A 20,283-nucleotide genomic window follows, 5' to 3' on the forward strand; every position below is an offset into this window, starting at 1 on the left:
CCGTTCGGTGACCCCGGTCTGATCGGCAACGGGCCGTTCGGGGACGGCAGGCCCATCGGGCAAGGGCTGATCGATGTAACGGGTCACTCTCATCACCTCCTGCCACACGTTCCGCGTTGTCGCCGGAATTGTTCGGTCAACGCTTCGTGAAAGCGACTTTAGTCCTCATACTCGAACCAGGCAGCCGAGCGGGTAGCCACTGCACTTGTCGCGCCCACCCAGAACAGCGATCTCGAGAACCACAGCGGCTCCGGCGATCACTGCTCCCTGCTCGGCCAACAACCGAGCCGTCGCATCGACGGTACCGCCGGTCGCCAGTACGTCGTCGACCACCAGCACTCGCTTCCCGGTCACGTCGATCGCAGTCGGGATCTGCAATTCGGCGGTTCCGTACTCGAGATCGTACGACCGTGAATGCACCGGAGGCGGCAACTTTCCCGCCTTGCGCACCGCCAGCACACCGCACCCGAGTTCGAGGGCAACTCCGGCCCCCAACAGAAATCCCCGTGCGTCGATACCCGCCACCAGGTCGACGTCCTCGAATCCCTGCGCCAACTCCGATACGACGCTGCGTAACGCCGGCCCGTCCGCGAACACCGGTGTCAGATCGCCGAAGCGCACACCGGGGACGGGAAAATCGTCCACCCACCGCGTCAGCCTGGCCACGGCAGCGGCCGCACCCACTGCACCGTCTGCATCGTTCATCGAAGAAGCACCCACCGATCCATGTTCCATCCGGCACCAGCGGCAGTCGGGTTGGGCACCACGTCCTGCATGCCGTCACTGACGACGGTCGTACGCGGCTCGTTGTACAGGGGAAGCGACGGCATGTCGTTCCACAGGATGTTCTCGCCCTCGGTGGCCAGCGCCAGAATGCCCTCGGGATCGTCGGTCACCGCCAATTGATCGACGATGGAATCGATCCTGCCGTTGCTGTATCCGCCGACGTTCAGACCGATTCCAGTGCGCAGCGAATACCGTGCGGTCACCGCGGCAGCCGAACCCGAGGGTCCAGGAAGCGATCCGCTGCTACCCAGGACGGCATCGACCGCCCCGGCCCGCAGGACGGACGGTGTGAAGTCCGGCGAGCTCGCATCCTCGACGGTGATGCCCGCGGCGGCACAATCGGCGGCCATGCGGCTCACCACCTGGGCGCGCCGCGCGTCCGGTCCCCGGTAGCCGACACGAACGGTCATTGCATTCTCGCCTGCGGCCTCGAGCTCTCGGCCGGCCTGGTCCAGGTCCGAGCGCTGGTAGCGATCACCCACCACCGCCGCGACCGACGGGTACACCAGCGTGTCGGGCTGAACGAGACGCGAGTCGACGACACCAGAGCCGAGACCCGCATCTGCCGCCTCGGAACCGGGGTGGCCCAGTGTGTCGAACAGGTCCGATCTCGGGATGCATGCGGCCACTGCTCGACGTGCACTCGCCTGGCCCAGCACCCCCTGGGTCGAGAACGTCAACTGCTCGACGCCTCGCGACGGTTCCTCGGTGGTGGTGAAACCCTCGGTGGTCCCGAGATCGACGGCACCGGCACCGTGGTCGACCACATCCAGCGAACCGTCCGCGGACTTCGCCGCCAGGTCGGTGCCCTTGGGCCAGACGACCACCTGTTCGGTCTGAGGCGGGTTTCCCCACCAGGCGTCGTTCGCCACGAGCACGAGACCGTCCTCGGCGGTGTAGGACTCGACCCGGTACGGGCCGGCCGACGGCAACAGCGAGGTGTCGATCGAACCCGGCGTCAGGGTCCATCCGGTGTTCCAGAAGTCGGCGATGCGGCGCACCACGTCGTCGTCCTCGGCCAGGATGGGATCGACGACGTTCGGCACGCCTGCGACCCGGGCCGCGACATGCGCCGGTAGCAGATCGGTGGCACCGAACAGCGCTCGCCAGTTCTGGTAGCTGCGGCCGGATGCGAAGACGACGGTGGCTTCCTTGGCCCCCGGAACGCACTCGATGCGCTCGATGTCGGAGTACCCGGCCGTCGACGCCGCGTCGAACATGGGGCGGTCGGTGGCGAACCTTCCGCTGTTCGCCGCCCAGGCCAACACCAGGTCGTCGCAGGCCATAGGCGCACCGTCCGAGTACGTCGCGGCCGGGGCGATGGAGTACTGCACGGTCAGGGTGTCACCGGGTACCACCGATACTGTTCCGATGTCGTTGTCCGACAACGCGTCTCCCTCGGGCCCGAGGTAGCTGAAGCCCACCTGCACCCGGGTGAACGCCTGCCGGGCTCCCGACGCCGCGCCGTCGACGGTTCTGGCGTTGTACGTGTTCACCACGTTGTCGAACGAGTAGCCGATCGAGGGCACCTTGTCCTCGGGCGACGAACACGCCGTGATGGACACCGCGCCGACACTCGCTGCCACCAGTGCCGCGATCCACCGTCGTTTCACGTGCACTCTCCGTCCCTGTCGAAGGTGGTCTACCGACGCTTCTTGTTTCGTTTCCCGGTGGGGCGGTTGCCCGGCTGGGGAGCAGAAGACTTCGGAGTGGCCACGCCGACAGCCACCGGCTCAGGAGCGAGACCGGCCGCGCGAGCCGCCGCCTCGGCACGCTTGGAGTGGACCTTGCGGGTGTGGACTGCGACGGGGCCCCACTTCTCCTTGAGCGTCACCAGCAACGGAGTGGCGAAGAAGATCGACGAGTAGGCACCGACGATCATGCCGACCAGCTGTACCAGCGCCAGATCCTTGAGCGTGCCCACTCCGAGTAGCCACACCGCGATGATCATCAGTGCGATCACCGGGAGAACACCGATCACGGTGGTGTTGATCGAGCGCATCAGGGTCTGGTTGACGGCCAGGTTCGCCTGTTCGGCGTAGGTCTTGCGATGCAGGTTGAGGATGCCGCGGGTGTTCTCCTCGACCTTGTCGAACACCACCACGGAGTCGTACAGGGAGAAGCCGAGGATCGTCAGCAGACCGATGACCGTCGCAGGCGTCACCTCGAATCCGACGAGCGAGTACACACCTGCGGTCACCAGAAGGTCGAAGGCCAGGGCAGCCAGAGCCGCCAACGCCATGTCTCGCTCGTATCGGACCGCGATGTAGATACTGACGATGACCAGGAAGACCACGAGTGCGATCAGGGCTTTCTGGGTGATCTGGCTGCCCCAGGTCTCACTGACGTCGGACACGCTGATGGCGTTCGGGGTCGCGGTACCCGAGTTGTCCTGCGGCTGGAAGGCCTCGAACAACGCCTGGCGAAGGGTGTCCACTTCGGCGGGGTCGAGAGCTTCGGAACGAATCTGCACCGTTGCTGCGGCACCCGAACCGACGGTCTGAACCGAGACCGGCGGCATGCCGAGCGAGTCGTCGTAGACGGTTTCGACCTGCTCGGTGGAGATGTTGTCGGCGGCGGGCAGCGCGATCCGGGTTCCGCCCTCGAAATCGATACCGAGGGTGAAGCCGCGGACGAGGAAGCTCAGCAGGCACACCAGCACGATGACGCCGGTGAGGATGTAGTAGAACCGGCGACGACCGACGATGTCGAAGGCACCGGTGCCGGTGTACAACCTGGACAGCCAGCTGTGCTTGGGCTGGGTGGATTGATCGACGCCCGAATCGTCGAGGGGCGATGGGGTCGACGTGGTCGTGTCCGACATGTCATGCCTCCTTCGACGGCGCAGTGCCGGTCTTGACGGCGAGTGCCTTGTTGGCTGCGCGCTTGCGTTCGAGCGCGATCTGCTGGACGGCACCGAGGCCGTTGACCGATGGCTTGGACCAGAACGTGGATTTCGACGCCAGGTACACCAGCGGCCAGGTCACCAGCACCACGACGATGATGTCCAGGATCGTCGTCAGTCCGAGGGTGAACGCGAAGCCGCGGACCTGACCGACGGCCAACACGTACAGCACCGCGGCAGCGATGAAGCTGACCGCGTTGCCGGACAGGATCGTCTTGCGTGCGCGTGCCCAACCACGAGGAACCGCCGAGCGGAAGCTGCGGCCCTCCCGGATCTCGTCCTTGATGCGCTCGAAGAACACCACGAACGAGTCCGCGGTCATACCGATACCGATAATCAGGCCTGCGATTCCTGCCAGGTCCAGCGTGAAGCTGATCCATCTGCCCAACAGAACGATGATTCCGTAGACGACGAGACCGGCCAGCGCCAACGACAGCGCGGTGAGCAGCCCGAGGGCACGGTAGTAGAGCAGGCAGTAGACCAACACCAGCGCCAGTCCGATGGCACCTGCGAGCAGTCCGGCTTCGAGCGAGGCCAATCCCAGTGTGGCCGAAACAGTTTCGGCCTCGGAGGACACGAAGGACAGCGGCAATGAGCCGTACTTGAGCGTGTTGGCCAGCTCCGAGGAGGTCTGGGCATTGAAGTTGCCGGTGATCGAGGTGGCGCTGCCGGCTGGGGTGGCCCCCTGGATGACCGGCGCACTGATCACCTTGGAGTCCAACACGAACGCAGCCTGCTTCTGCAGGTTGGCCGCGGTGAACTGAGCCCAGGTGTTCGAGCCCTCCGTGTCGAACGTCAGGCTCACCTGGAACTGTGCCTGCTGACTGTCGAACCCGGAGGTCGCGTCGGATATCTGCTGACCGTCGATGATCGTCGGACCGAGTAGATAAACGGCCGTTCCATCGGTCGAGCATGCGACGAGGGGAAGAGCGGGATCGTCGTTGCCGGCGAGCGGGTCGGCGGCGTTGCAGTCGAGGGACTGCATCGCGAGTTGTTGGACCTGCTGGTCTTCGCTCTGCCGCAGTGCCTTCGCGTCGGCGATCTCCTGGGCGGCACGATCGGCGTCGGACAGCGAAGCGTCGGTGGCGGGGTCCTCGGCCGGTGCGTCGGTGGCCGGTGCATCCGTGGCAGGTGCATCAGTGGCGGGAGCGGGAGTCGGATCGACTGCAGACGGATCCTGCGCCGGGAACACACGTTGCTGCGGAGTGGCCGGATCTGCGGGTGCAGCCGGATCCGCGGAAGCAGCAGGGTCTGCCGGTGCCGCAGGATCGACCGGCGCGGCCGGGTCGACCGGGGTCTGCTGCGTGCCTGCACCCTCGCCCGTCGACGGAGCAACGGATCCGATCACGGGACGGATGAACAGTCGCGCGGTCTGCCCGAGGGTGCGCGCCTGAGAGCTGTCGTCGCCGGGCACCGTGATGACGAGGTTGTCGCCGTCGATGACCACCTCGGAGCCGGAGACACCGAGACCGTTGACGCGGGTCTCGATGATCTGCTGCGCCTGCTGCAAGCTGTCCTGCGTCGGTGCGTTGCCGTCGGGGGTCCGCGCGGTGAGTGTCACGCGCGTGCCGCCCTGCAGGTCGATTCCCAACTTCGGCGAGGGGTCTTTGTCTCCGGTGAAGAAGACCATGGCGTACACCGCTGCCATCAGCACCGCGAAAACGGCGAGATAGCGGGCGGGTTGCACCGGTCCGCTGGAAGGTGCCACGGTGTGTGTTTCTCCTCTGAGGCGATGGAAAATGTCGGTTCCTGCAGGGCCTGGCGGCCCGCTGTGTCAGCGGTGAGCGGTGCGATTGTGCACCACATCGGTCACCGCAGAGAAAACCGCTGCCGGATACTGTCTCCGACAGCGGTTGTCGATCACATCGAGCTCACTCTTTTTCGAGCCTCTTCGCCGTCTGCTCGACGGTCTCGTCCGGCCGGGCCGCGTCTGTCTTGCTCAGCGACGGTCCCGCGGTGTTGTTCGAGCCGAGGGCCGCGATGTCCGCCTCGGTGGTGGCGTCGATGTCGGTGTCGTCGAACTCGGAATCGTCGGGCAGCACCTCACGCACGACTGCGCGCGACCACGTGGTGATGACGCCGTCGGCGATCTCGAGGTCGATCGTGTCGTCCTCGACCAGGACGACGCGGGCGTACAGACCGGCGGTGGTGACGACCTCGTCGCCGATCTTCAGCGAGTCCTGCATTTCCGTGGTCTTGGCCAACACCTTCTTCTGTCGACGCGCATTGAGAAACAGCGGTACCAGAAGGGCCACGATCAGCAGCGGAAACAGCAAATCCATCGGAAGGTCAGTCCTCGAAGTCGGGTTCGATATACGTCATTGTCTCGTGCGAGAACGCCGCCGGTGCGGGCCTCGCAGCTACCCAGTGTGCCATTACCTGGAACCGGTCCGGTCCGTTCGTGTCCTGTTGTGCCCGATTCATTCGAATAATCCCTGCTGGACCTCCGAGGATCGGACCGAAATCCCACCCACTGCGAGGTCCGGTGGCGGTGTCAGACCGAGGTGTTGCCACGCAGCAGCGGTCGCCACGCGCCCGCGGGGGGTGCGGGCGATCATTCCGGCACGCACCAGAAACGGCTCGCACACTTCCTCGACCGTCGACGGTTCCTCGCCGACGGCGACGGCCAGTGTCGATACACCCACCGGCCCACCGCCGAAGCTTCGGATGAGCGCGCTGAGTACCGCGCGATCGAGTCGGTCGAGCCCGAGCTTGTCGACGTCGTAGACCACCAGCGCGGCCTTCGCGGTGTCCTGGGTGACGGTGCCGTCGCCGCGCACGTCCGCGTAGTCACGAACTCGCCGAAGCAGTCGGTTCGCGATTCTGGGGGTGCCGCGCGAACGACCGGCGATTTCCGCGCAGCCGTCCCGGTCGATCGGTACGCCCAGAATTCCCGCCGACCGCATGAGGACGCGCTCGAGTTCGCTGGGCTCGTAGAAGTCCATGTGCGCCACGAATCCGAAGCGATCTCGCAGCGGCCCGGTGAGCGCACCCGACCTGGTGGTGGCACCGACGAGGGTGAACGGTGCCACCTCGAGTGGAATCGACGTCGCTCCCGGCCCCTTGCCGACGATGACGTCGACGCGGAAATCCTCCATCGCCAGGTACAGCATCTCCTCGGCCGGGCGGGCAATGCGATGGATCTCGTCGATGAACAGCACGTCCCCCTCGACCAGATTGCTGAGCATCGCCGCGAGATCGCCTGCCCGCTCGAGCGCCGGACCCGACGTGAGCCGCAGCGAGGTTCCCAGCTCGGCGGCGATGATCATTGCCATGCTGGTCTTGCCGAGTCCCGGCGGACCGGACATCAGGATGTGATCGGGGGTTCCCCCGCGCATCTTGGCACCCGACAACACGAGCTGGAGCTGCTCTCGCACGCGCGGTTGACCGATGAAATCGGTGAGATTCTTCGGACGCAGACTCGTCTCGACATCCAGATCGTCGGACATCGCGTCCGCACCGACCTGGGATTCGGCGAACTGGTCGTCCTCGGTCACCCGGGCCTACCTGGACTTTCCGAGGTACGCCAGCGCCGACCTCAACGCGGTCGACGTCGTGGCCTCGGGCTGCTGGGCGAGCACCGCATCGGTGGCTTCCTCGGCCTGCTTGGTGGGGAATCCGAGACCGATCAGCGCTTCGACGATCTGGTCTCGCATCGAGTTGCCGGCACCGGACCCCGGCACGGCTGCGCTTCCGGCGCGCCCGACCACCGCGTCGACCTTGTCGCGCAACTCGACGACCATTCTCTCCGCGCCGCGCTTCCCGATACCGGGCACCCTGGTCAGAGCTCCGATATCACTGTCCGCCAACGCAGTTCGCAGCGCATCGGGCTCGTGTACGGCAAGAGTCGCCATGGCGATTCGCGGGCCGACGCCGGTCACGGTGAGGAGCAACTCGAACAGCTCACGCGACTCCTTGTCGGGGAACCCGTACAGCGTCTGCGAATCCTCGCGCACGATCATGGTCGTCAGGAGGGTCGCTTCGCTCCCCCGGTGCAGCGTGGCCAGCGTCGCCGGAGTGGCGTTGACCCGGTACCCGACGCCCGCGGCCTCGAGCACGGTGTGATCGAGCGCGATGTCCACCACCGAACCCCTGATCGACGCGATCATCGTGCGCCCGCCTCCTTCTTGGCCATTTTCTCGATCCTGCGTGCCACGACGGCGCGAGCCTTGCGCTCCTCGGCCAGACGCGCGTCGTACTTGCGTTTCTGCTCGGCGGCCATGGCTTCGGCCTTCGCCATCCGCGCGATCATGGGTGCTCGCCAGCAGTGACAGATACCGAGGGCCAAAGCGTCGGCCGCGTCGGCGGGAGTCGGTGCAGTCTGCAGTCCGAGAATGCGCATGACCATGGCGGTCACCTGAGCCTTGTCGGCCGAACCGTTGCCCGTGACGGCCGCCTTGACCTCACTGGGAGTGTGAAAGCAGACGTCGACGCCACGCCTGGCCGCTGCGAGGGCGATGACGCCACCGGCCTGGGCCGTGCCCATGGCCGTGCGAACGTTGTGTTGAGCGAACACTCGCTCGATCGCCACCACCGAGGGCTTGTGGGTATCGAGCCAGTATTCCGCCGCCTCGGAAATCCGCAGCAGACGCTGCGCGAGGTCCATGTCCGCGGGCGTTCGCACCACATCGACATCGAGCGCAACCACCGTTCGGCCCACACCGCCCTCGATCAGACTGAGCCCACACCTGGTGAGACCGGGGTCGACACCCATCACCCGCACGCCACCACACCTTCCGCTTACGAACTGTTGTTCGATAGCGTAGCGGAGCCCCCCGTCGGATCAGGGATACGACACCCGGTCGATCACGTCGTCGGATGCGAGGGGCGTCAGTCCTCGGCGTCGAGCTCGGCCATGACCTCGTCGGAGAGGTCGACGTTGGACCACACGTTCTGGACGTCGTCGCTGTCTTCGAGTGCATCGATGAGCTTGAACACCTTGCGTGCACCGTCCGCGTCGACCGGGACGTTCACCGACGCCTGGAAGCTCGCCTCGGCCGAGTCGTAGTCGATTCCGGCCTCCTGCAACGCGGTGCGCACGGCGACCAGGTCGGTCGGCTCGCTGACGACCTCGAACGTGTCGCCGTTGTCGTTGACTTCCTCGGCACCGGCTTCGAGAACGGCCATCAGGACGTCGTCCTCGCTCTGACCGTTCTTCTCCAGGGTCACCACACCCTTGCGCGAGAACAGGTACGACACCGAACCCGGGTCGGCCATGTTCCCGCCGTTACGGGTCATCGCGACACGAACCTCGCCTGCGGCGCGGTTGCGGTTGTCGGTGAGGCACTCGATGAGGATGGCGACACCGTTGGGTCCGTAGCCCTCGTACATGATGGTCTGCCAATCGGCCCCGCCGGTCTCCTCGCCTGCACCTCGCTTGCGCGCCCGCTCGATGTTGTCGATGGGCACCGAGGTCTTCTTCGCCTTCTGAATGGCGTCGAAGAGCGTCGGGTTGCCGGTGGGGTCACCGCCACCCGTGCGGGCCGCCACCTCGATGTTCTTGATGAGCTTGGCGAAAGACTTGCCACGTCGGGCGTCGATCACCGCCTTCTTGTGCTTGGTGGTGGCCCATTTTGAGTGGCCGCTCATGCGATAGGGCCCCTTCCTGCTCGAAATCAGTGTTGTCGACTTTACTCGCCCGGTACCGCGCTCGGCACCGTCCGACCGTCGAAGGTTCTAGCGGCTGCGCACCATGTCGACGAAGAGTGCGTGCACTCGATCGTCGCCGGTGACCTCGGGATGAAAACTCGTCGCGAGAACGGAGTTCTGGCGAACGGCAACCACGCGTCCGGCGGCCGGTCCGTGCGGCACGGTGGCGAGCACCTCGACGCGCTCGCCCACCCGCTCGACCCACGGCGCGCGAATGAACACCGCCCGCACCGGCCCACCGTCGATACCGGTGACGTCGAGATCGGTCTCGAACGAATCGACCTGACGACCGAAAGCGTTGCGCCGCACGGTGATGTCGAGGCAATCCAGATGTCGGGCGTCGGGCCTGGTGTCGAGAATCTCGGACGCCAGCAGAATCATGCCCGCACAGGAGCCGTAGGCAGGCAGTCCCTCCGCCAACCGCGCGCGCAGCGGGTCGAGGAGCTCGAACACGCCGAGCAGGTTGCTCATGGTCGTCGATTCCCCGCCGGGGATGATCAAGCCGTCGATCTGCGCCAGTTCGGCAGGACGCCGCACGGTGACTCCGCGCGCACCGCTCGACTCGAGCGCAGCCAGGTGTTCGCGAACGTCGCCCTGCAGCGCGAGAACACCGATGGTCGGAGCGGTCACTTGCGGCCGAAGGGATCGACATGAGGCGCGTCCGGGTCCCGCTCGTAACGCATGAGCCCTTCTTGCACCACCGCGGCAACCATGCGTCCGGACGTGTCGAAAATTCGCCCCTGAGCCAGTGCCCGGCCGAAATCGGCCGACGGTGACGTCTGGTCGTAGAGCAACCATTCGTCTGCCCGGAACGGCCGCAGGAACCACAGCGCGTGATCGAGCGAGGCCGTCTGGGTGACGGCGTCCGGGTGCGGCACCTTGGCGGAGCCGATCAACGTCATGTCGCTCATGTACGCGAGTGCGCAGACGTGGAACACCTGATCGTCGGGCAACGTATCGCGGTAGCGGAACCACACACGTTGCTGCGCAGCGAAACTGGGATGCTTGACGGTCTGGTCTTCGGGAATGAGACGGATGTCCCATTCCGACCACTCCTTGTAGTACGAGTGGTCGTATTCGGCGAGGGTGGTGGGATCGGGCAGGCTGTCCGGTCCGACGACCTCGGGCATGACGTCCTGGTGCGAAATGCCGTCGTCGTCGCCGTGGAACGAGGCAGACATCGTGAAGATCGCCTTGCCGTGCTGAATTCCGGTGACGCGGCGTGTGCAGAACGACCGGCCGTCGCGGATCCGATCGACCATGAAGACGGCCGGTTCGTTCGGATTGCCCGGACGCAGAAAGTAGCCGTGCAGCGAGTGCACACGAAACTCGGGAGCCACTGTGCGCACCGCCGCGACGAGCGCCTGGCCCGCCACCTGACCGCCGAACGTACGGGGCAACCGAGAAGGGAAAGTCCGTCCCCGATAGATGTCGTTCTCGATCCGTTCCAATTCGAGAATGTCCTCGATGCTGGCCATGGCTGGTGTCCACCTTTCTGTGACAACGGCTCAGGCTAACAATGGATGGACCAGGCAAGATGGTCGGTGTGGGTCAACCGATGCCGATATTTCCCGATCTTCTCGTCGAGTCGATCGTCGATTCGTGCCCGGACGGTGCCCGCTCGATCGTCGTGATCGACGGTGCCGATGCCGCGCGACCGGTCGACTTCGCCACGCGCACAGCCGAACACGCCCGCTCTCGGGGCCGTCCGGCTGCCGTCGTCGACCTGCACGACTACGTCCGACCTGCGTCCATTCGATTCGAATACTCGCGGACCGACGAATTGAGCTATCGCACACTGTGGTTCGACTACGACGCCCTGGTTCGAGAAGTCATCGCCCCGCTGGGACCCGGTGGCGGAGGTCACTTTCTACCGCGACTGTGGGATGAGGCCACCGACCGCTCGGCTCGGGCCCGCACAACCTCGGCGGCGGCGAATCAGATCGTCCTGGTCGCGGGACCCATGCTGCTCGGACGGGGATTGAACGTCGATCTGTCGGTGCAGCTACGCCTGTCCGCGAACGCTTTACGCCGCAGAACGAGCGCCCCCGATCAGTGGACCTGCGCCCCGTTGCTCGAGTACTACGAGAGCCTCGACGGCTCGGCCGAGCGGCCGGATCTTCTGGTCCGATGGGACCATCCCGACCGCCCGGCACTCGAACGCTACTGACGCAGAACCGTCACCAGCCACGCTCGGCGAGACGGTGTCCGACGGGGAGGTCGTCGACGTTGATGCCGACCATTGCCTCACCGAGACCGCGCGAGACCTTGGCGAGCACATCGGGGTCGTCGAAGAACGTGGTGGCCTTGACGATCGCCTCGGCGCGCTCCTTGGGGTTGCCGGACTTGAAGATTCCCGATCCGACGAACACGCCCTCGGCACCGAGCTGCATCATCATCGCTGCGTCCGCGGGAGTGGCGATGCCGCCGGCGGTGAACAGTGTGACGGGCAGTTTGCCGGCCCGGGCGACCTCGACGACGAGGTCGTACGGGGCCTGCAGTTCCTTCGCCGCCACGTACAGCTCGTCCTCGGGGAGCGAGGTGAGGCGACGGATCTCGTCGCGGATCTTGCGCATGTGCGTCGTCGCGTTCGAGACGTCGCCGGTTCCGGCCTCGCCCTTGGAGCGAATCATGGCCGCCCCCTCGGTGATTCGACGCATCGCCTCACCCAGGTTGGTGGCACCACAGACGAAGGGAACGGTGAAGTTCCACTTGTCGATGTGGTTGGCGTAATCGGCCGGGGTGAGCACCTCGGACTCGTCGATGTAGTCGACGCCGAGGCTCTGCAGAATCTGCGCTTCGACGAAGTGGCCGATGCGGGCTTTCGCCATCACCGGGATGCTGACCGAGGAGATGATGCTGTCGATCATGTCGGGGTCGCTCATGCGCGACACCCCACCCTGAGCGCGAATGTCGGCGGGGACGCGCTCGAGGGCCATGACGGCAACTGCTCCGGCGTCTTCGGCGATCTTGGCCTGATCGGCGGTGACCACGTCCATGATGACGCCGCCCTTGAGCATCTCGGCCATCCCCCGCTTGACGCGCGCGGTGCCGATTCCGTTCTCGCCCGAACCGCCTTCGGCAGATCCAGCGGGTGTAGTGGATGCGTGTGGGGTACTCAAGCCGACTCCTGTGTTCTGGGCACCGTTCGTGGCGCTCCGGACTGATATGTGCGACCACGTCCAGTCGCGCAATCGATCACGCGCGGCGCGAAGTCGCGCCCAGAACTGTAGGCCTCCTGGCGACAGTTTCCCATAACCACTTCATGATTGCTGGACTGCTCGAAAAGGGTCCAGATTGCTACCGGATAGCGCGCACGTCCGGGTCGCCGCGTCGCGCGAGAGCCACGTTCACCTCGTCCAGCAGTTCCGCGAGGTCCTGGGGATAGACGTTCTCGCCGACTGCGCTGAGCGCACGGATGTCGGCCTCGGTGCACCACTGATGGCCGGTCACGGTGCGGCGCTCGAAATCGGTGAACCCGGCGCTGTGGGGCTCGAACTCCTGCGTACGGATCGCGAAGAACAGTTCCTCGGAACGGATCAGGGTTCCGTTGAACGGGAACGTGGCAACCCGTCGCCACAGTGGACCGCGCAGATCTGCCGCCGCGACGGTCAGGCCGGTTTCCTCGTGCACCTCGCGCACCGCTGCTTCGCGGAGCGACTCGCCCTTCTCCACTGCCCCACCGATGGTGAACCAGAAGAAGGTGTCGGGCACCGTCGGATCGTGTCCGCGCAACAGCAGAACGCGGCCCCGTTCGTCGAGCAGCACCACCCGAGCGGATGTTCGCGGAGTGGCTCTGTTCTCGCTGCCGAACGTCGCGGCAGCAGACCGCTCGGCGATCTCGAAATACGACGGCAGGGCCGCGGTACCACCCAGATGCAACCACCGGACCGGGCGTCTGACCCGCAGCGCCAGAGTGTCCCGGACGGCGTCGTTGTGGAAGCGCCGTGCGATCAGCACGCGGGCCTCGGCGTCGGCCAGTTCGGCGACCAGTTGCGGGGGCAGGGCGTTCGGCTCGACGACGGCAAGAGCCATGGACACCGCGTTCTCGGCCTCTTCCCGCTGCGACCGGTCGGCGCGTTCGGCCCGATCGGCCAGTGCGGCGAGTTCTCTGCTCGCCGAGGCCGTGTCGCGGGTGGCAGCGGACACCGCTCGCGCGACGACGGCACGGCGGGCCAGTGCTGCATCGAGTGCCTGCCAGGCAAGGTCGGTACGCACGTGCAAGCGGTCCAGTCGGTTCGCCGTGCCGTACGCCCACAGGCCGACGACGAGAATCAGTACCGCGACCAGACCGAGTACCAGGATCGTGAGCGCCGAGAGGGTCATCAGTTCGCCGCCCGCACTTTCTGGCCCCCGAGGGTGACGGTTTCGTAGACCCGCAGGATCTGCTCGGCGACGACGGGCCAGTCGTAGGCGGCCACGGCGACCGAGGCGGCATCGACGAGGCGAGCACGAACGGTGTCGTCGGAGAGGATCGCGGTCACTGCGGCGGCGACGGCATCGGAATCGTCGATCGGAACCAGCAGTCCGCAGGTGCCGTCCTTGAGCACCCGCCGGAATGCGTCGAGTTCGCTTGCCACCACCGGAGTTCCGGCGGCCATGGCCTCGACGAGGACGATGCCGAAGCTCTCACCGCCGAGGTTGGGTGCGCAGTAGACGTCCGCGCTGCGCATCGCCGATGCCTTGGTCGCATCGTCCACCTGCCCCAGGAACGTCAGGTGCGAGGCGAGTGCGCCTGCGTCCTTGCGGAGCTTGTCCTCGTCGCCGCGGCCGACGATGAGGATCTCGATGTCGGGATGGGATTCGACGAGGGTGGGCAGTGCCCCGAGCAGGACCGCCATTCCCTTGCGTGGTTCGTCGAAGCGGCCGAGGAAGAGCACCGTGCGACCGGCACGTGGATAGCCTTCCAGGACAGGGGCGTCGGCGAAGGCAGGAACGTCGACTCCGTTGGGGATCTCGACGGCGTCGGAGCCGAGGGCCTCGACCTGCCAGCGTCGGGCGAGTTCCGAGACAGCTATACGTCCGCTGATCTTCTCGTGATACGGCCGCAGCACACCCTGAAAGGTGCTGAGCACCAAGGACTTCGTCGTCGAGGTGTGGAAGGTTGCCACGATCGGTCCGTCCGCGGCCTTGAGCGCCAACATCGACAGGCTGGGCGCGTTCGGTTCGTGGATGTGCAGCACGTCGAAATCGTTGTCGGAGATCCACTTACGGATTCGGGAATACGTGATCGGCCCGAATCGAAGCCGCGCGACGGATCCGTTGTAGGGAATGGCGAGCGCCTCGCCCGCCGACACCACGAAATCCGGCAACTCGACGTCGTCCGACGCCGGAGCCAGGACACTGACGCGATGTCCGCGTTCGATGAACACCTCGGCCAGCTGCTGAACGTGCGCCTGCACTCCACCGGGAACGTCGAACGAGTACGGGCACACCATGCCGATCTTCACGCGCCCTCGATTCGGGCACGTCGCTCGGCCGACCAGTCGCTCATCCACAACGGTTGCAGCATGTGCCAGTCCGCCGGATGCGCTCGGATGCCGGCAGCGAAGTGATCGGCCAACGTCTGGGTGGCAGGACCGACTCCGGCCGAGACGTCCACTGCAGGCGAAATGTCGAAGCCCCAGCCGTCGCCGTCGAAATAGCCGTGTACCGGCAACAGCGTCGCTCCGGTGTCGATCGCGAGTTTCGCGGCACCGGCGGGCATCCTGGTCGGTTCACCGAAGAAGGTGACCGGCACGCCGTGCTTGGCGAGATCTCGCTCGCCGAGCAGGCAGACCACCTTGTTCTGGCGCAGTCTCTCGGACAGTGCGAGAAGCGGCGGTTGCTCGCCGCCGCTGAGCGGAAAGATCTCGAAGCCCAGGCTCTCCCGATAGGCGACGAATCGCTGGTACAGAGATTCGGGCTTCAGCCGTTCGGCGACGGTCGAGAGCCCACCGTGCGTGCGCACCAGCCACATTCCGGCCATGTCCCAATTGCCGCTGTGCGGCAACGCCAGCACCACTCCCTTACCGGCGGCGAGTGCACCCTCGAGATGTTCCTTGCCGTTCACACACCGATCGATGACGGCGGCCTGCGCAGCCAGATCCATCGACGGCAACCGGAACGCCTCGCGCCAGTACCGGGCGTAGGAGCGAACGCTGTCGCGGATCAGCTCGTCGGGCACCTCGGCGGGAGTGGTCCCCAGGACTTGAGCGAGATTGCGACGCAACTGATCCGGGCCACCGCCTCGCGTCGCTGCGAAGTCGGCACCGCGATCGAACAGGCGTCGCGCCACCGGCTCGGGTAGAGAACGGACGAGTCGCCAACCGGCCGCGTAACCCGCGTCGCTCGCCCTGTCGGAGAGATTCACGACGCGGCCACGTCGCCGTCGCCGGATGCCGGTGCCACCGGAGGCACGATGATGTCGCGAGCACCCTCGGATCCGCGGACCGCGAGAACGCGCTGGAACACGGTCACGACACTGAGCACGGCGAGAATCCACATCGCCGGATAGATCACGCTGTCCAACCACGGAATGTCGAAATGCCGTCCGACGCCGGTGAATCCGGCACCGACGAGCACGATGACCAGGCGATCGGGACGTTCGATCCAACCCCCGTCGGCCGAGAGTCCGCTGGCCTCGGCGCGTGCCTTGACGTACGAGATCACCTGGGAGGTGACCAGACAGATCAGGGTGGCAAGGAGCAGTGGTTTGTCCTGCTCGGAGTACACCGCCCACCAGGCCAAGCCGCCGAAGATCGCGCCGTCGGCCACTCGATCGCACGTCGCGTCGAGGACGGCACCGTATTTGGTGCCACCGCCCCGTGCCCGCGCCATGGCCCCGTCGAGCATGTCGAACAACACGAACAGGGTGATGACGACCGAACCCCACCACAGGTAGCCGGCGGGGTACATCGTGACCGCGGCCGTGACGGTGACGACGGTGCCGATGATCGTCACGGAGTTGGGGGTCAGCCCGGTGCTGTTGAGGGCACGCCCGAGCGGCGCGGTCACCTTCGACACCGGCGCACGGCCGAAAATGCTCAGCACGGCGCGTGCTCCTCTCGCCTGTGGTTCATTCGTTCCAGGCCGACGCGAGCAGGGCCCGAGTGTCACGGAGCAACTGCGGCATCACCTTCGCACCGCTGATCACGGTGATGAAGTTCGCGTCGCCGCCCCACCGGGGCACGATGTGCTGATGCAGGTGCTCGGCCAGCGATCCGCCTGCGGCAGCACCGAGATTGAGTCCGACATTGAAGCCGTGCGGACGTGACACTCGCTTGATGACGCGAATCATCTGCTGCGTGAATGCCATCAACTCGGCGCTCTCCGCAGGTGTGAGGTCTTCCAGTGCCGCGACGCGGCGGTACGGCACGATCATCGCGTGGCCGGGGTTGTAGGGGTACAGGTTGAGTACCGCGTACACCGATTCGCCTCGTGCGACGACGAGTCCGTCCTCGTCGCTCATCTTGGGAATGTCGGAGAACGGCTCGTTCGATTTCGCCGAGCCCTGCGGAGCCTCGGCGATGTAGGACATCCGGTGCGGTGTCCACAGTCGCTGCAGCCGATCGGGCTCACCGGCCCCGGTGACGACGATCGACTCGTCCTGTTCCGACATGATCAGCTCACTCCTGCGGGGTCGGTCTGCACGAGCTCGGCGGTCGGTGATGCGTTGTTGCGCTGAGAGATCCAGTCGGTCACGATCGTGATCGCCTGCGCCACCGGGACGCCGTTGACCTGGGTGCCGTCCCGGAATCGGAAGCTCACGGCTCCGGCTTCGACGTCGCGTTCGCCGGCGAGAAGCATGAAGGGGACCTTCTGCGCCGTCTGGTTGAAGATCTTCTTCTGCATCCGATCGTCGCTGGCATCGACCTCGGCGCGCACACCACGCTTCTTCAGTTCGTTCACCACCGCGAACAAGTGATCCTGGTAGACCTCGGCAACCGGGATGCCGACGACCTGAACCGGTGCGAGCCAGGCCGGGAACGCGCCCGCGTAATGCTCGGTGAGCACCCCGAAGAAGCGCTCGATGGAACCGAACAGAGCCCGGTGGATCATCACCGGGCGTTCCTTGGTTCCGCCCGAGCCGGTGTATTCGAGCTCGAAGCGCTCGGGGAGGTTGAAGTCGAGCTGAATGGTCGACATCTGCCAGGTACGCCCCAGCGCATCCTTGGCCTGCACCGAGATCTTCGGTCCGTAGAACGCGGCACCACCCGGATCGGGCACCAGGTTCAGGCCCGACGCCGCCGCCACCTCGGCGAGGGTGTTGGTTGCCTCTTCCCAGACTTCGTCGCTGCCGACCGACTTCTCCGGGTTGCGAGTGGAGAGTTCGAGATAGAAATCGTCGAGGCCGTAGTCCTTGAGCAGCCCGAGAACGAATTCGAGGGTGCTGGTGAGCTCGCCCCGCATCTGCTCGCGGGTGCAGAAGATGTGCGCGTCGTCCTGGGTCATGCCGCGCACGCGGGTGAGACCGTGGATGACGCCGGACTTCTCGTAGCGGTAGACCGAGCCGAACTCGAACAAACGCAACGGCAGTTCTCGGTACGAGCGGCCGCGGGAACGGAAGATCAGGTTGTGCATCGGGCAGTTCATCGGCTTGAGGTAGTAGTCCTGGCCGGGCTTGCGCACGTCACCGTTCTCGTCGAGCTCGGCGTCCAGGTGCATCGCCGGGAACATGCCGTCCCGGTACCAGTCGAGGTGACCCGAGACCTCGTAGAGATGGCCCTTGGTGATGTGCGGGGTGTTGACGAACTCGTAGCCCTCTTCGATGTGCCGCTGCCGCGAGTAGTTCTCCAGCTCGTTCCGGATGATGCCACCCTTGGGATGGAACACCGGCAGACCGGAGCCCAGTTCGTCGGGAAAGCTGAACAGGTCCAGCTCGGAGCCGAGCTTGCGGTGATCGCGACGCTCCGCCTCGGCCAGCAGTTCGAGATGCGCGTCGAGCGCTTCGGTGGATTCCCACGCAGTTCCGTAGATGCGCTGCAGTCCGGCGTTGTCCTGATTGCCGCGCCAGTACGCAGCCGAACTACGGGTGAGCTTGAACGCGGGCACGTACTTGGTGGTGGGGATGTGCGGTCCGCGGCACAGATCGCCCCAGATGCGCTCGCCGGTCCGGGGATTGAGGTTGTCGTAGGCGGTCAGCTCTCCCCCACCGACCTCCATGACCTCGGGATCGTCGATACCGGACTTGTCGTCGATCAGCTCGAGCTTGTACGGCTCGCCGGCCAACTCCTCGCGGGCCTGCTCCACCGACTCGTAGACCCGACGCGAAAAACGCTGTCCGGCTTTGACGATCTGCTTCATCTTCTTCTCGAGTGCCGTCAGATCCTCGGGAGTGAACGGCTGCTTCACGTCGAAGTCGTAGTAGAAGCCGTCCTTGATGAACGGTCCGATGCCCAACTTGGCGTCGGGAAAGAGCTCTTGAACGGCCTGCGCCAACACGTGCGCGGCCGAGTGCCTGATGACGCTTCGTCCGTCCTCGGTGTTCGCCGGAACGGGCTCGACCTCGGTGTCGCTTTCCGGTGCCCACGACAGGTCACGGAGCTTGCCGTCGGGATCGCGTACCACGACCACTGCGTCGGGTCCCTTGTTGGGCAGGCCGGTCTCGCGGAGCGCCGTACCTGCCGTCGTTCCGGCCGGCACCATGATGCGGGCGGGCGAAACGGCGGCGACAACGGGCATGCTCACAGCGATGTACTCCTCGATCGATTCTTCTGGCCAGGAAGGCCTCCGACAGCCTATCGGCAACGGTCCACTCGATTGGCCTCAGCGCGACGGGTGACGTCAGATCGGGCTCTCGAGCCACGTCCACTCGAGTCCGATCCAGCCCCCGACCAACGCGAACGTGCCGAGCAGCCACAGCGTGGCCAGCACGACGACCGTGGTGAACAGAACTCCGAGACCCTTGACGAACATCGATTGCTTCGAGAACCACGCCATGAATGCGTCGTATCTCTTGCGGACGAACCGCAGCGCACTCTTGGCCCAGGCGAATTCCGACGCCAGGATGCCCAGGCCCGCGAACACGATCAACCAGCCGGGCCCCGGGTAGGGAATGGCGAGTACACCCAGCACCAACACCACTGTTCCGACGACACCGACCGTGATTCGGTATGCGAGATCGAGGGACTTGTTCTCGGCGATGCGCGCCCGGAAGCGACGGTGCTTCACCTTGGCTGTGTCCATCGGACCCTGGTCGGCGACGGCCTGAGGCTTCGATTCTTCGGTGCTCACCGGCTCAGGCTACCGGCCTCGAACGCAAGAAGGCCCGCACCGACGGGCGGTGCGGGCCTTCTTTTCTGTGGTCCCGGCTGGGATCGAACCAGCGACCTTCCGCGTGTGAAGCGGACGCTCTCCCACTGAGCCACGGGACCGAACGAGGCAAAACATTAACACGAGGTGCCGCGACGAACCGAATCGCCTGCCCGATCACCGAATTCGTCCACGGACCGCCTTCGCAGAGCTCCCATCGCCTCTGCTTTCACATCTTTCACAGCGTCGATCGTGCCAATTCCGGGGCTGACCACGAGATTTGTGAGTTTCACTCCCGTTGGGTTAATGTTTTCCCCGCACCACGGAGACAACAACTGCCCAGCAGTGAGCGCCTCCGGGGTATGCGGATGTGGCGCAGTGGTAGCGCATCACCTTGCCAAGGTGAGGGTCGCGGGTTCGAATCCCGTCATCCGCTCGAGGGTCTCGACCCATGGTGGAGTGGCCGAGTGGTGAGGCAACGGCCTGCAAAGCCGTGCACACGGGTTCGATTCCCGTCTCCACCTCGCTAGTGCATCGGTCGCAAGACCGTTGCGAGGACACGCGCGATTAGCTCAGCGGGAGAGCGCTTCCCTGACACGGAAGAGGTCACTGGTTCAATCCCAGTATCGCGCACCACAGCAAGACAGATCAGGCCCCCTTTCGAGGGGGTCTTTTTTGTGCTTCACGAATCAATTGTGGTGATTCACGCC

20 protein-coding genes and 4 tRNA genes are annotated in these 20,283 nt (G+C 65.5%); 4 read left to right on the forward strand and 20 right to left on the reverse strand.

Annotated elements, in window-relative coordinates:
- Positions 1-165: 165 nt before the first annotated feature.
- From CH291_RS22735 to CH291_RS22785, 11 genes are all read right to left on the reverse strand, one after another.
- Positions 166-705, reverse strand: a complete 540-nt coding sequence (locus CH291_RS22735; RefSeq protein ID WP_068050586.1) for an adenine phosphoribosyltransferase — start codon at positions 703-705, stop codon at positions 166-168.
- Complete coding sequence (locus tag CH291_RS22740) at positions 702-2,405, reverse strand: ABC transporter substrate-binding protein (RefSeq protein ID WP_094688716.1); 1,704 nt, start codon at positions 2,403-2,405, stop codon at positions 702-704. Before CH291_RS22740 ends, CH291_RS22735 begins: the two co-directional genes overlap by 4 nt.
- A 23-nt stretch (positions 2,406-2,428) precedes the next feature.
- Positions 2,429-3,610, reverse strand: a complete 1,182-nt coding sequence (secF, locus tag CH291_RS22745) for a protein translocase subunit SecF (protein WP_094688717.1) — start codon at positions 3,608-3,610, stop codon at positions 2,429-2,431.
- A gap of 1 nt (position 3,611) precedes the next feature.
- Complete coding sequence (secD, locus tag CH291_RS22750; protein WP_179276635.1) at positions 3,612-5,399, reverse strand: protein translocase subunit SecD; 1,788 nt, start codon at positions 5,397-5,399, stop codon at positions 3,612-3,614.
- Between the two features lie 163 nt (positions 5,400-5,562).
- Positions 5,563-5,973 carry a preprotein translocase subunit YajC gene (gene yajC / locus CH291_RS22755; protein WP_094641939.1) on the reverse strand — a complete coding sequence of 137 codons (411 nt, stop codon included), beginning with the start codon at positions 5,971-5,973 and terminating at the stop codon, positions 5,563-5,565.
- A gap of 138 nt (positions 5,974-6,111) precedes the next feature.
- The gene (gene ruvB, locus CH291_RS22760) at positions 6,112-7,140 is read right to left on the reverse strand and encodes a Holliday junction branch migration DNA helicase RuvB (protein WP_179276663.1); all 1,029 of its coding nucleotides are present in this window, start codon (positions 7,138-7,140) and stop codon (positions 6,112-6,114) included.
- Positions 7,141-7,194: 54 nt separating this feature from the next.
- A complete protein-coding gene (ruvA, locus tag CH291_RS22765; RefSeq protein ID WP_094688719.1) occupies positions 7,195-7,800 on the reverse strand; it encodes a Holliday junction branch migration protein RuvA in 606 nt (201 codons plus the stop codon).
- Positions 7,797-8,414 carry a crossover junction endodeoxyribonuclease RuvC gene (gene ruvC, locus CH291_RS22770; protein WP_037189428.1) on the reverse strand — a complete coding sequence of 206 codons (618 nt, stop codon included), beginning with the start codon at positions 8,412-8,414 and terminating at the stop codon, positions 7,797-7,799. The genes ruvA and ruvC overlap by 4 nt, the downstream gene beginning before the upstream one ends.
- A gap of 107 nt (positions 8,415-8,521) precedes the next feature.
- A complete protein-coding gene (locus CH291_RS22775; protein ID WP_094641944.1) occupies positions 8,522-9,280 on the reverse strand; it encodes a YebC/PmpR family DNA-binding transcriptional regulator in 759 nt (252 codons plus the stop codon).
- An 87-nt stretch (positions 9,281-9,367) separates the two neighbouring features.
- Positions 9,368-9,970, reverse strand: a complete 603-nt coding sequence (gene pdxT, locus CH291_RS22780; RefSeq protein WP_068050594.1) for a pyridoxal 5'-phosphate synthase glutaminase subunit PdxT — start codon at positions 9,968-9,970, stop codon at positions 9,368-9,370.
- A complete protein-coding gene (locus tag CH291_RS22785; RefSeq protein WP_068050595.1) occupies positions 9,967-10,818 on the reverse strand; it encodes an acyl-CoA thioesterase in 852 nt (283 codons plus the stop codon). The genes pdxT and CH291_RS22785 overlap by 4 nt, the downstream gene beginning before the upstream one ends.
- 59 nt (positions 10,819-10,877) lie before the next feature.
- Between CH291_RS22785 and CH291_RS22790 the strand changes: the two genes are divergently transcribed.
- On the forward strand, positions 10,878-11,510 hold the full coding sequence (locus CH291_RS22790) for a hypothetical protein (protein ID WP_256980952.1): 633 nt from the start codon (positions 10,878-10,880) through the stop codon (positions 11,508-11,510).
- 10 nt (positions 11,511-11,520) lie between these two features.
- Here CH291_RS22790 and pdxS read toward each other — a convergent pair whose 3' ends face one another.
- The 9 genes from pdxS to CH291_RS22835 form a co-directional block, all read right to left on the reverse strand.
- Positions 11,521-12,462, reverse strand: coding sequence for a pyridoxal 5'-phosphate synthase lyase subunit PdxS (gene pdxS, locus CH291_RS22795; RefSeq protein ID WP_082899040.1), 942 nt, complete (start codon positions 12,460-12,462; stop codon positions 11,521-11,523).
- Between the two features lie 178 nt (positions 12,463-12,640).
- Entirely contained in the window at positions 12,641-13,666 is a 1,026-nt protein-coding gene (locus CH291_RS22800; RefSeq protein ID WP_068050596.1) for an NUDIX hydrolase, read from the reverse strand.
- Positions 13,666-14,790 (reverse strand): glycosyltransferase family 4 protein, encoded by a 1,125-nt coding sequence (locus tag CH291_RS22805; RefSeq protein WP_094641948.1) that lies wholly within the window; start codon positions 14,788-14,790, stop codon positions 13,666-13,668. The genes CH291_RS22800 and CH291_RS22805 overlap by 1 nt, the downstream gene beginning before the upstream one ends.
- Positions 14,787-15,692: a phosphatidylinositol mannoside acyltransferase gene (locus CH291_RS22810; protein WP_094688720.1), complete on the reverse strand. Its 906-nt coding sequence runs from the start codon at positions 15,690-15,692 to the stop codon at positions 14,787-14,789. The genes CH291_RS22805 and CH291_RS22810 overlap by 4 nt, the downstream gene beginning before the upstream one ends.
- Positions 15,689-16,372: a phosphatidylinositol phosphate synthase gene (pgsA, locus tag CH291_RS22815; RefSeq protein ID WP_094688721.1), complete on the reverse strand. Its 684-nt coding sequence runs from the start codon at positions 16,370-16,372 to the stop codon at positions 15,689-15,691. The genes CH291_RS22810 and pgsA overlap by 4 nt, the downstream gene beginning before the upstream one ends.
- A 25-nt stretch (positions 16,373-16,397) precedes the next feature.
- The gene (locus CH291_RS22820) at positions 16,398-16,940 is read right to left on the reverse strand and encodes an HIT family protein (protein ID WP_032397953.1); all 543 of its coding nucleotides are present in this window, start codon (positions 16,938-16,940) and stop codon (positions 16,398-16,400) included.
- Positions 16,941-16,942: 2 nt separating this feature from the next.
- The gene (gene thrS / locus CH291_RS22825) at positions 16,943-19,003 is read right to left on the reverse strand and encodes a threonine--tRNA ligase (protein ID WP_094688722.1); all 2,061 of its coding nucleotides are present in this window, start codon (positions 19,001-19,003) and stop codon (positions 16,943-16,945) included.
- A gap of 102 nt (positions 19,004-19,105) precedes the next feature.
- Positions 19,106-19,507, reverse strand: a complete 402-nt coding sequence (locus tag CH291_RS22830) for a TIGR02611 family protein (protein WP_068050610.1) — start codon at positions 19,505-19,507, stop codon at positions 19,106-19,108.
- Between the two features lie 116 nt (positions 19,508-19,623).
- Positions 19,624-19,695: transfer RNA gene (locus CH291_RS22835), tRNA-Val, on the reverse strand.
- 242 nt (positions 19,696-19,937) lie between these two features.
- Here CH291_RS22835 and CH291_RS22840 point away from each other — a divergent pair.
- From CH291_RS22840 to CH291_RS22850, 3 genes are all read left to right on the forward strand, one after another.
- Positions 19,938-20,009 (forward strand) — tRNA-Gly (locus CH291_RS22840).
- A 17-nt stretch (positions 20,010-20,026) separates the two neighbouring features.
- Positions 20,027-20,097, forward strand: a tRNA-Cys gene (locus CH291_RS22845).
- Between the two features lie 37 nt (positions 20,098-20,134).
- Positions 20,135-20,209, forward strand: a tRNA-Val gene (locus CH291_RS22850).
- Positions 20,210-20,283 lie beyond the last annotated feature (74 nt).

The sequence above is a fragment of the Rhodococcus sp. 14-1411-2a genome, assembly GCF_002259485.1.
Taxonomy (GTDB): domain Bacteria; phylum Actinomycetota; class Actinomycetes; order Mycobacteriales; family Mycobacteriaceae; genus Rhodococcoides.

Bases quoted from the DNA above. Each gene is read 5' to 3' on its own strand.
- CH291_RS22830 (WP_068050610.1), bottom strand. From the start codon at position 19,507: ATGGACACAGCCAAGGTGAAGCACCGTCGCTTCCGGGCGCGCATCGCC.
- CH291_RS22735 (WP_068050586.1), bottom strand. From the start codon at position 705: ATGAACGATGCAGACGGTGCAGTGGGTGCGGCCGCTGCCGTGGCCAGG.
- yajC (WP_094641939.1), bottom strand. From the start codon at position 5,973: ATGGATTTGCTGTTTCCGCTGCTGATCGTGGCCCTTCTGGTACCGCTG.
- CH291_RS22785 (WP_068050595.1), bottom strand. From the start codon at position 10,818: ATGGCCAGCATCGAGGACATTCTCGAATTGGAACGGATCGAGAACGAC.
- ruvB (WP_179276663.1), bottom strand. From the start codon at position 7,140: ATGTCCGACGATCTGGATGTCGAGACGAGTCTGCGTCCGAAGAATCTC.
- ruvA (WP_094688719.1), bottom strand. From the start codon at position 7,800: ATGATCGCGTCGATCAGGGGTTCGGTGGTGGACATCGCGCTCGATCAC.
- CH291_RS22775 (WP_094641944.1), bottom strand. From the start codon at position 9,280: ATGAGCGGCCACTCAAAATGGGCCACCACCAAGCACAAGAAGGCGGTG.
- CH291_RS22820 (WP_032397953.1), bottom strand. From the start codon at position 16,940: ATGTCGGAACAGGACGAGTCGATCGTCGTCACCGGGGCCGGTGAGCCC.
- CH291_RS22800 (WP_068050596.1), bottom strand. From the start codon at position 13,666: ATGACCCTCTCGGCGCTCACGATCCTGGTACTCGGTCTGGTCGCGGTA.
- secF (WP_094688717.1), bottom strand. From the start codon at position 3,610: ATGTCGGACACGACCACGTCGACCCCATCGCCCCTCGACGATTCGGGC.
- CH291_RS22790 (WP_256980952.1), top strand. From the start codon at position 10,878: ATGGTCGGTGTGGGTCAACCGATGCCGATATTTCCCGATCTTCTCGTC.
- thrS (WP_094688722.1), bottom strand. From the start codon at position 19,003: ATGCCCGTTGTCGCCGCCGTTTCGCCCGCCCGCATCATGGTGCCGGCC.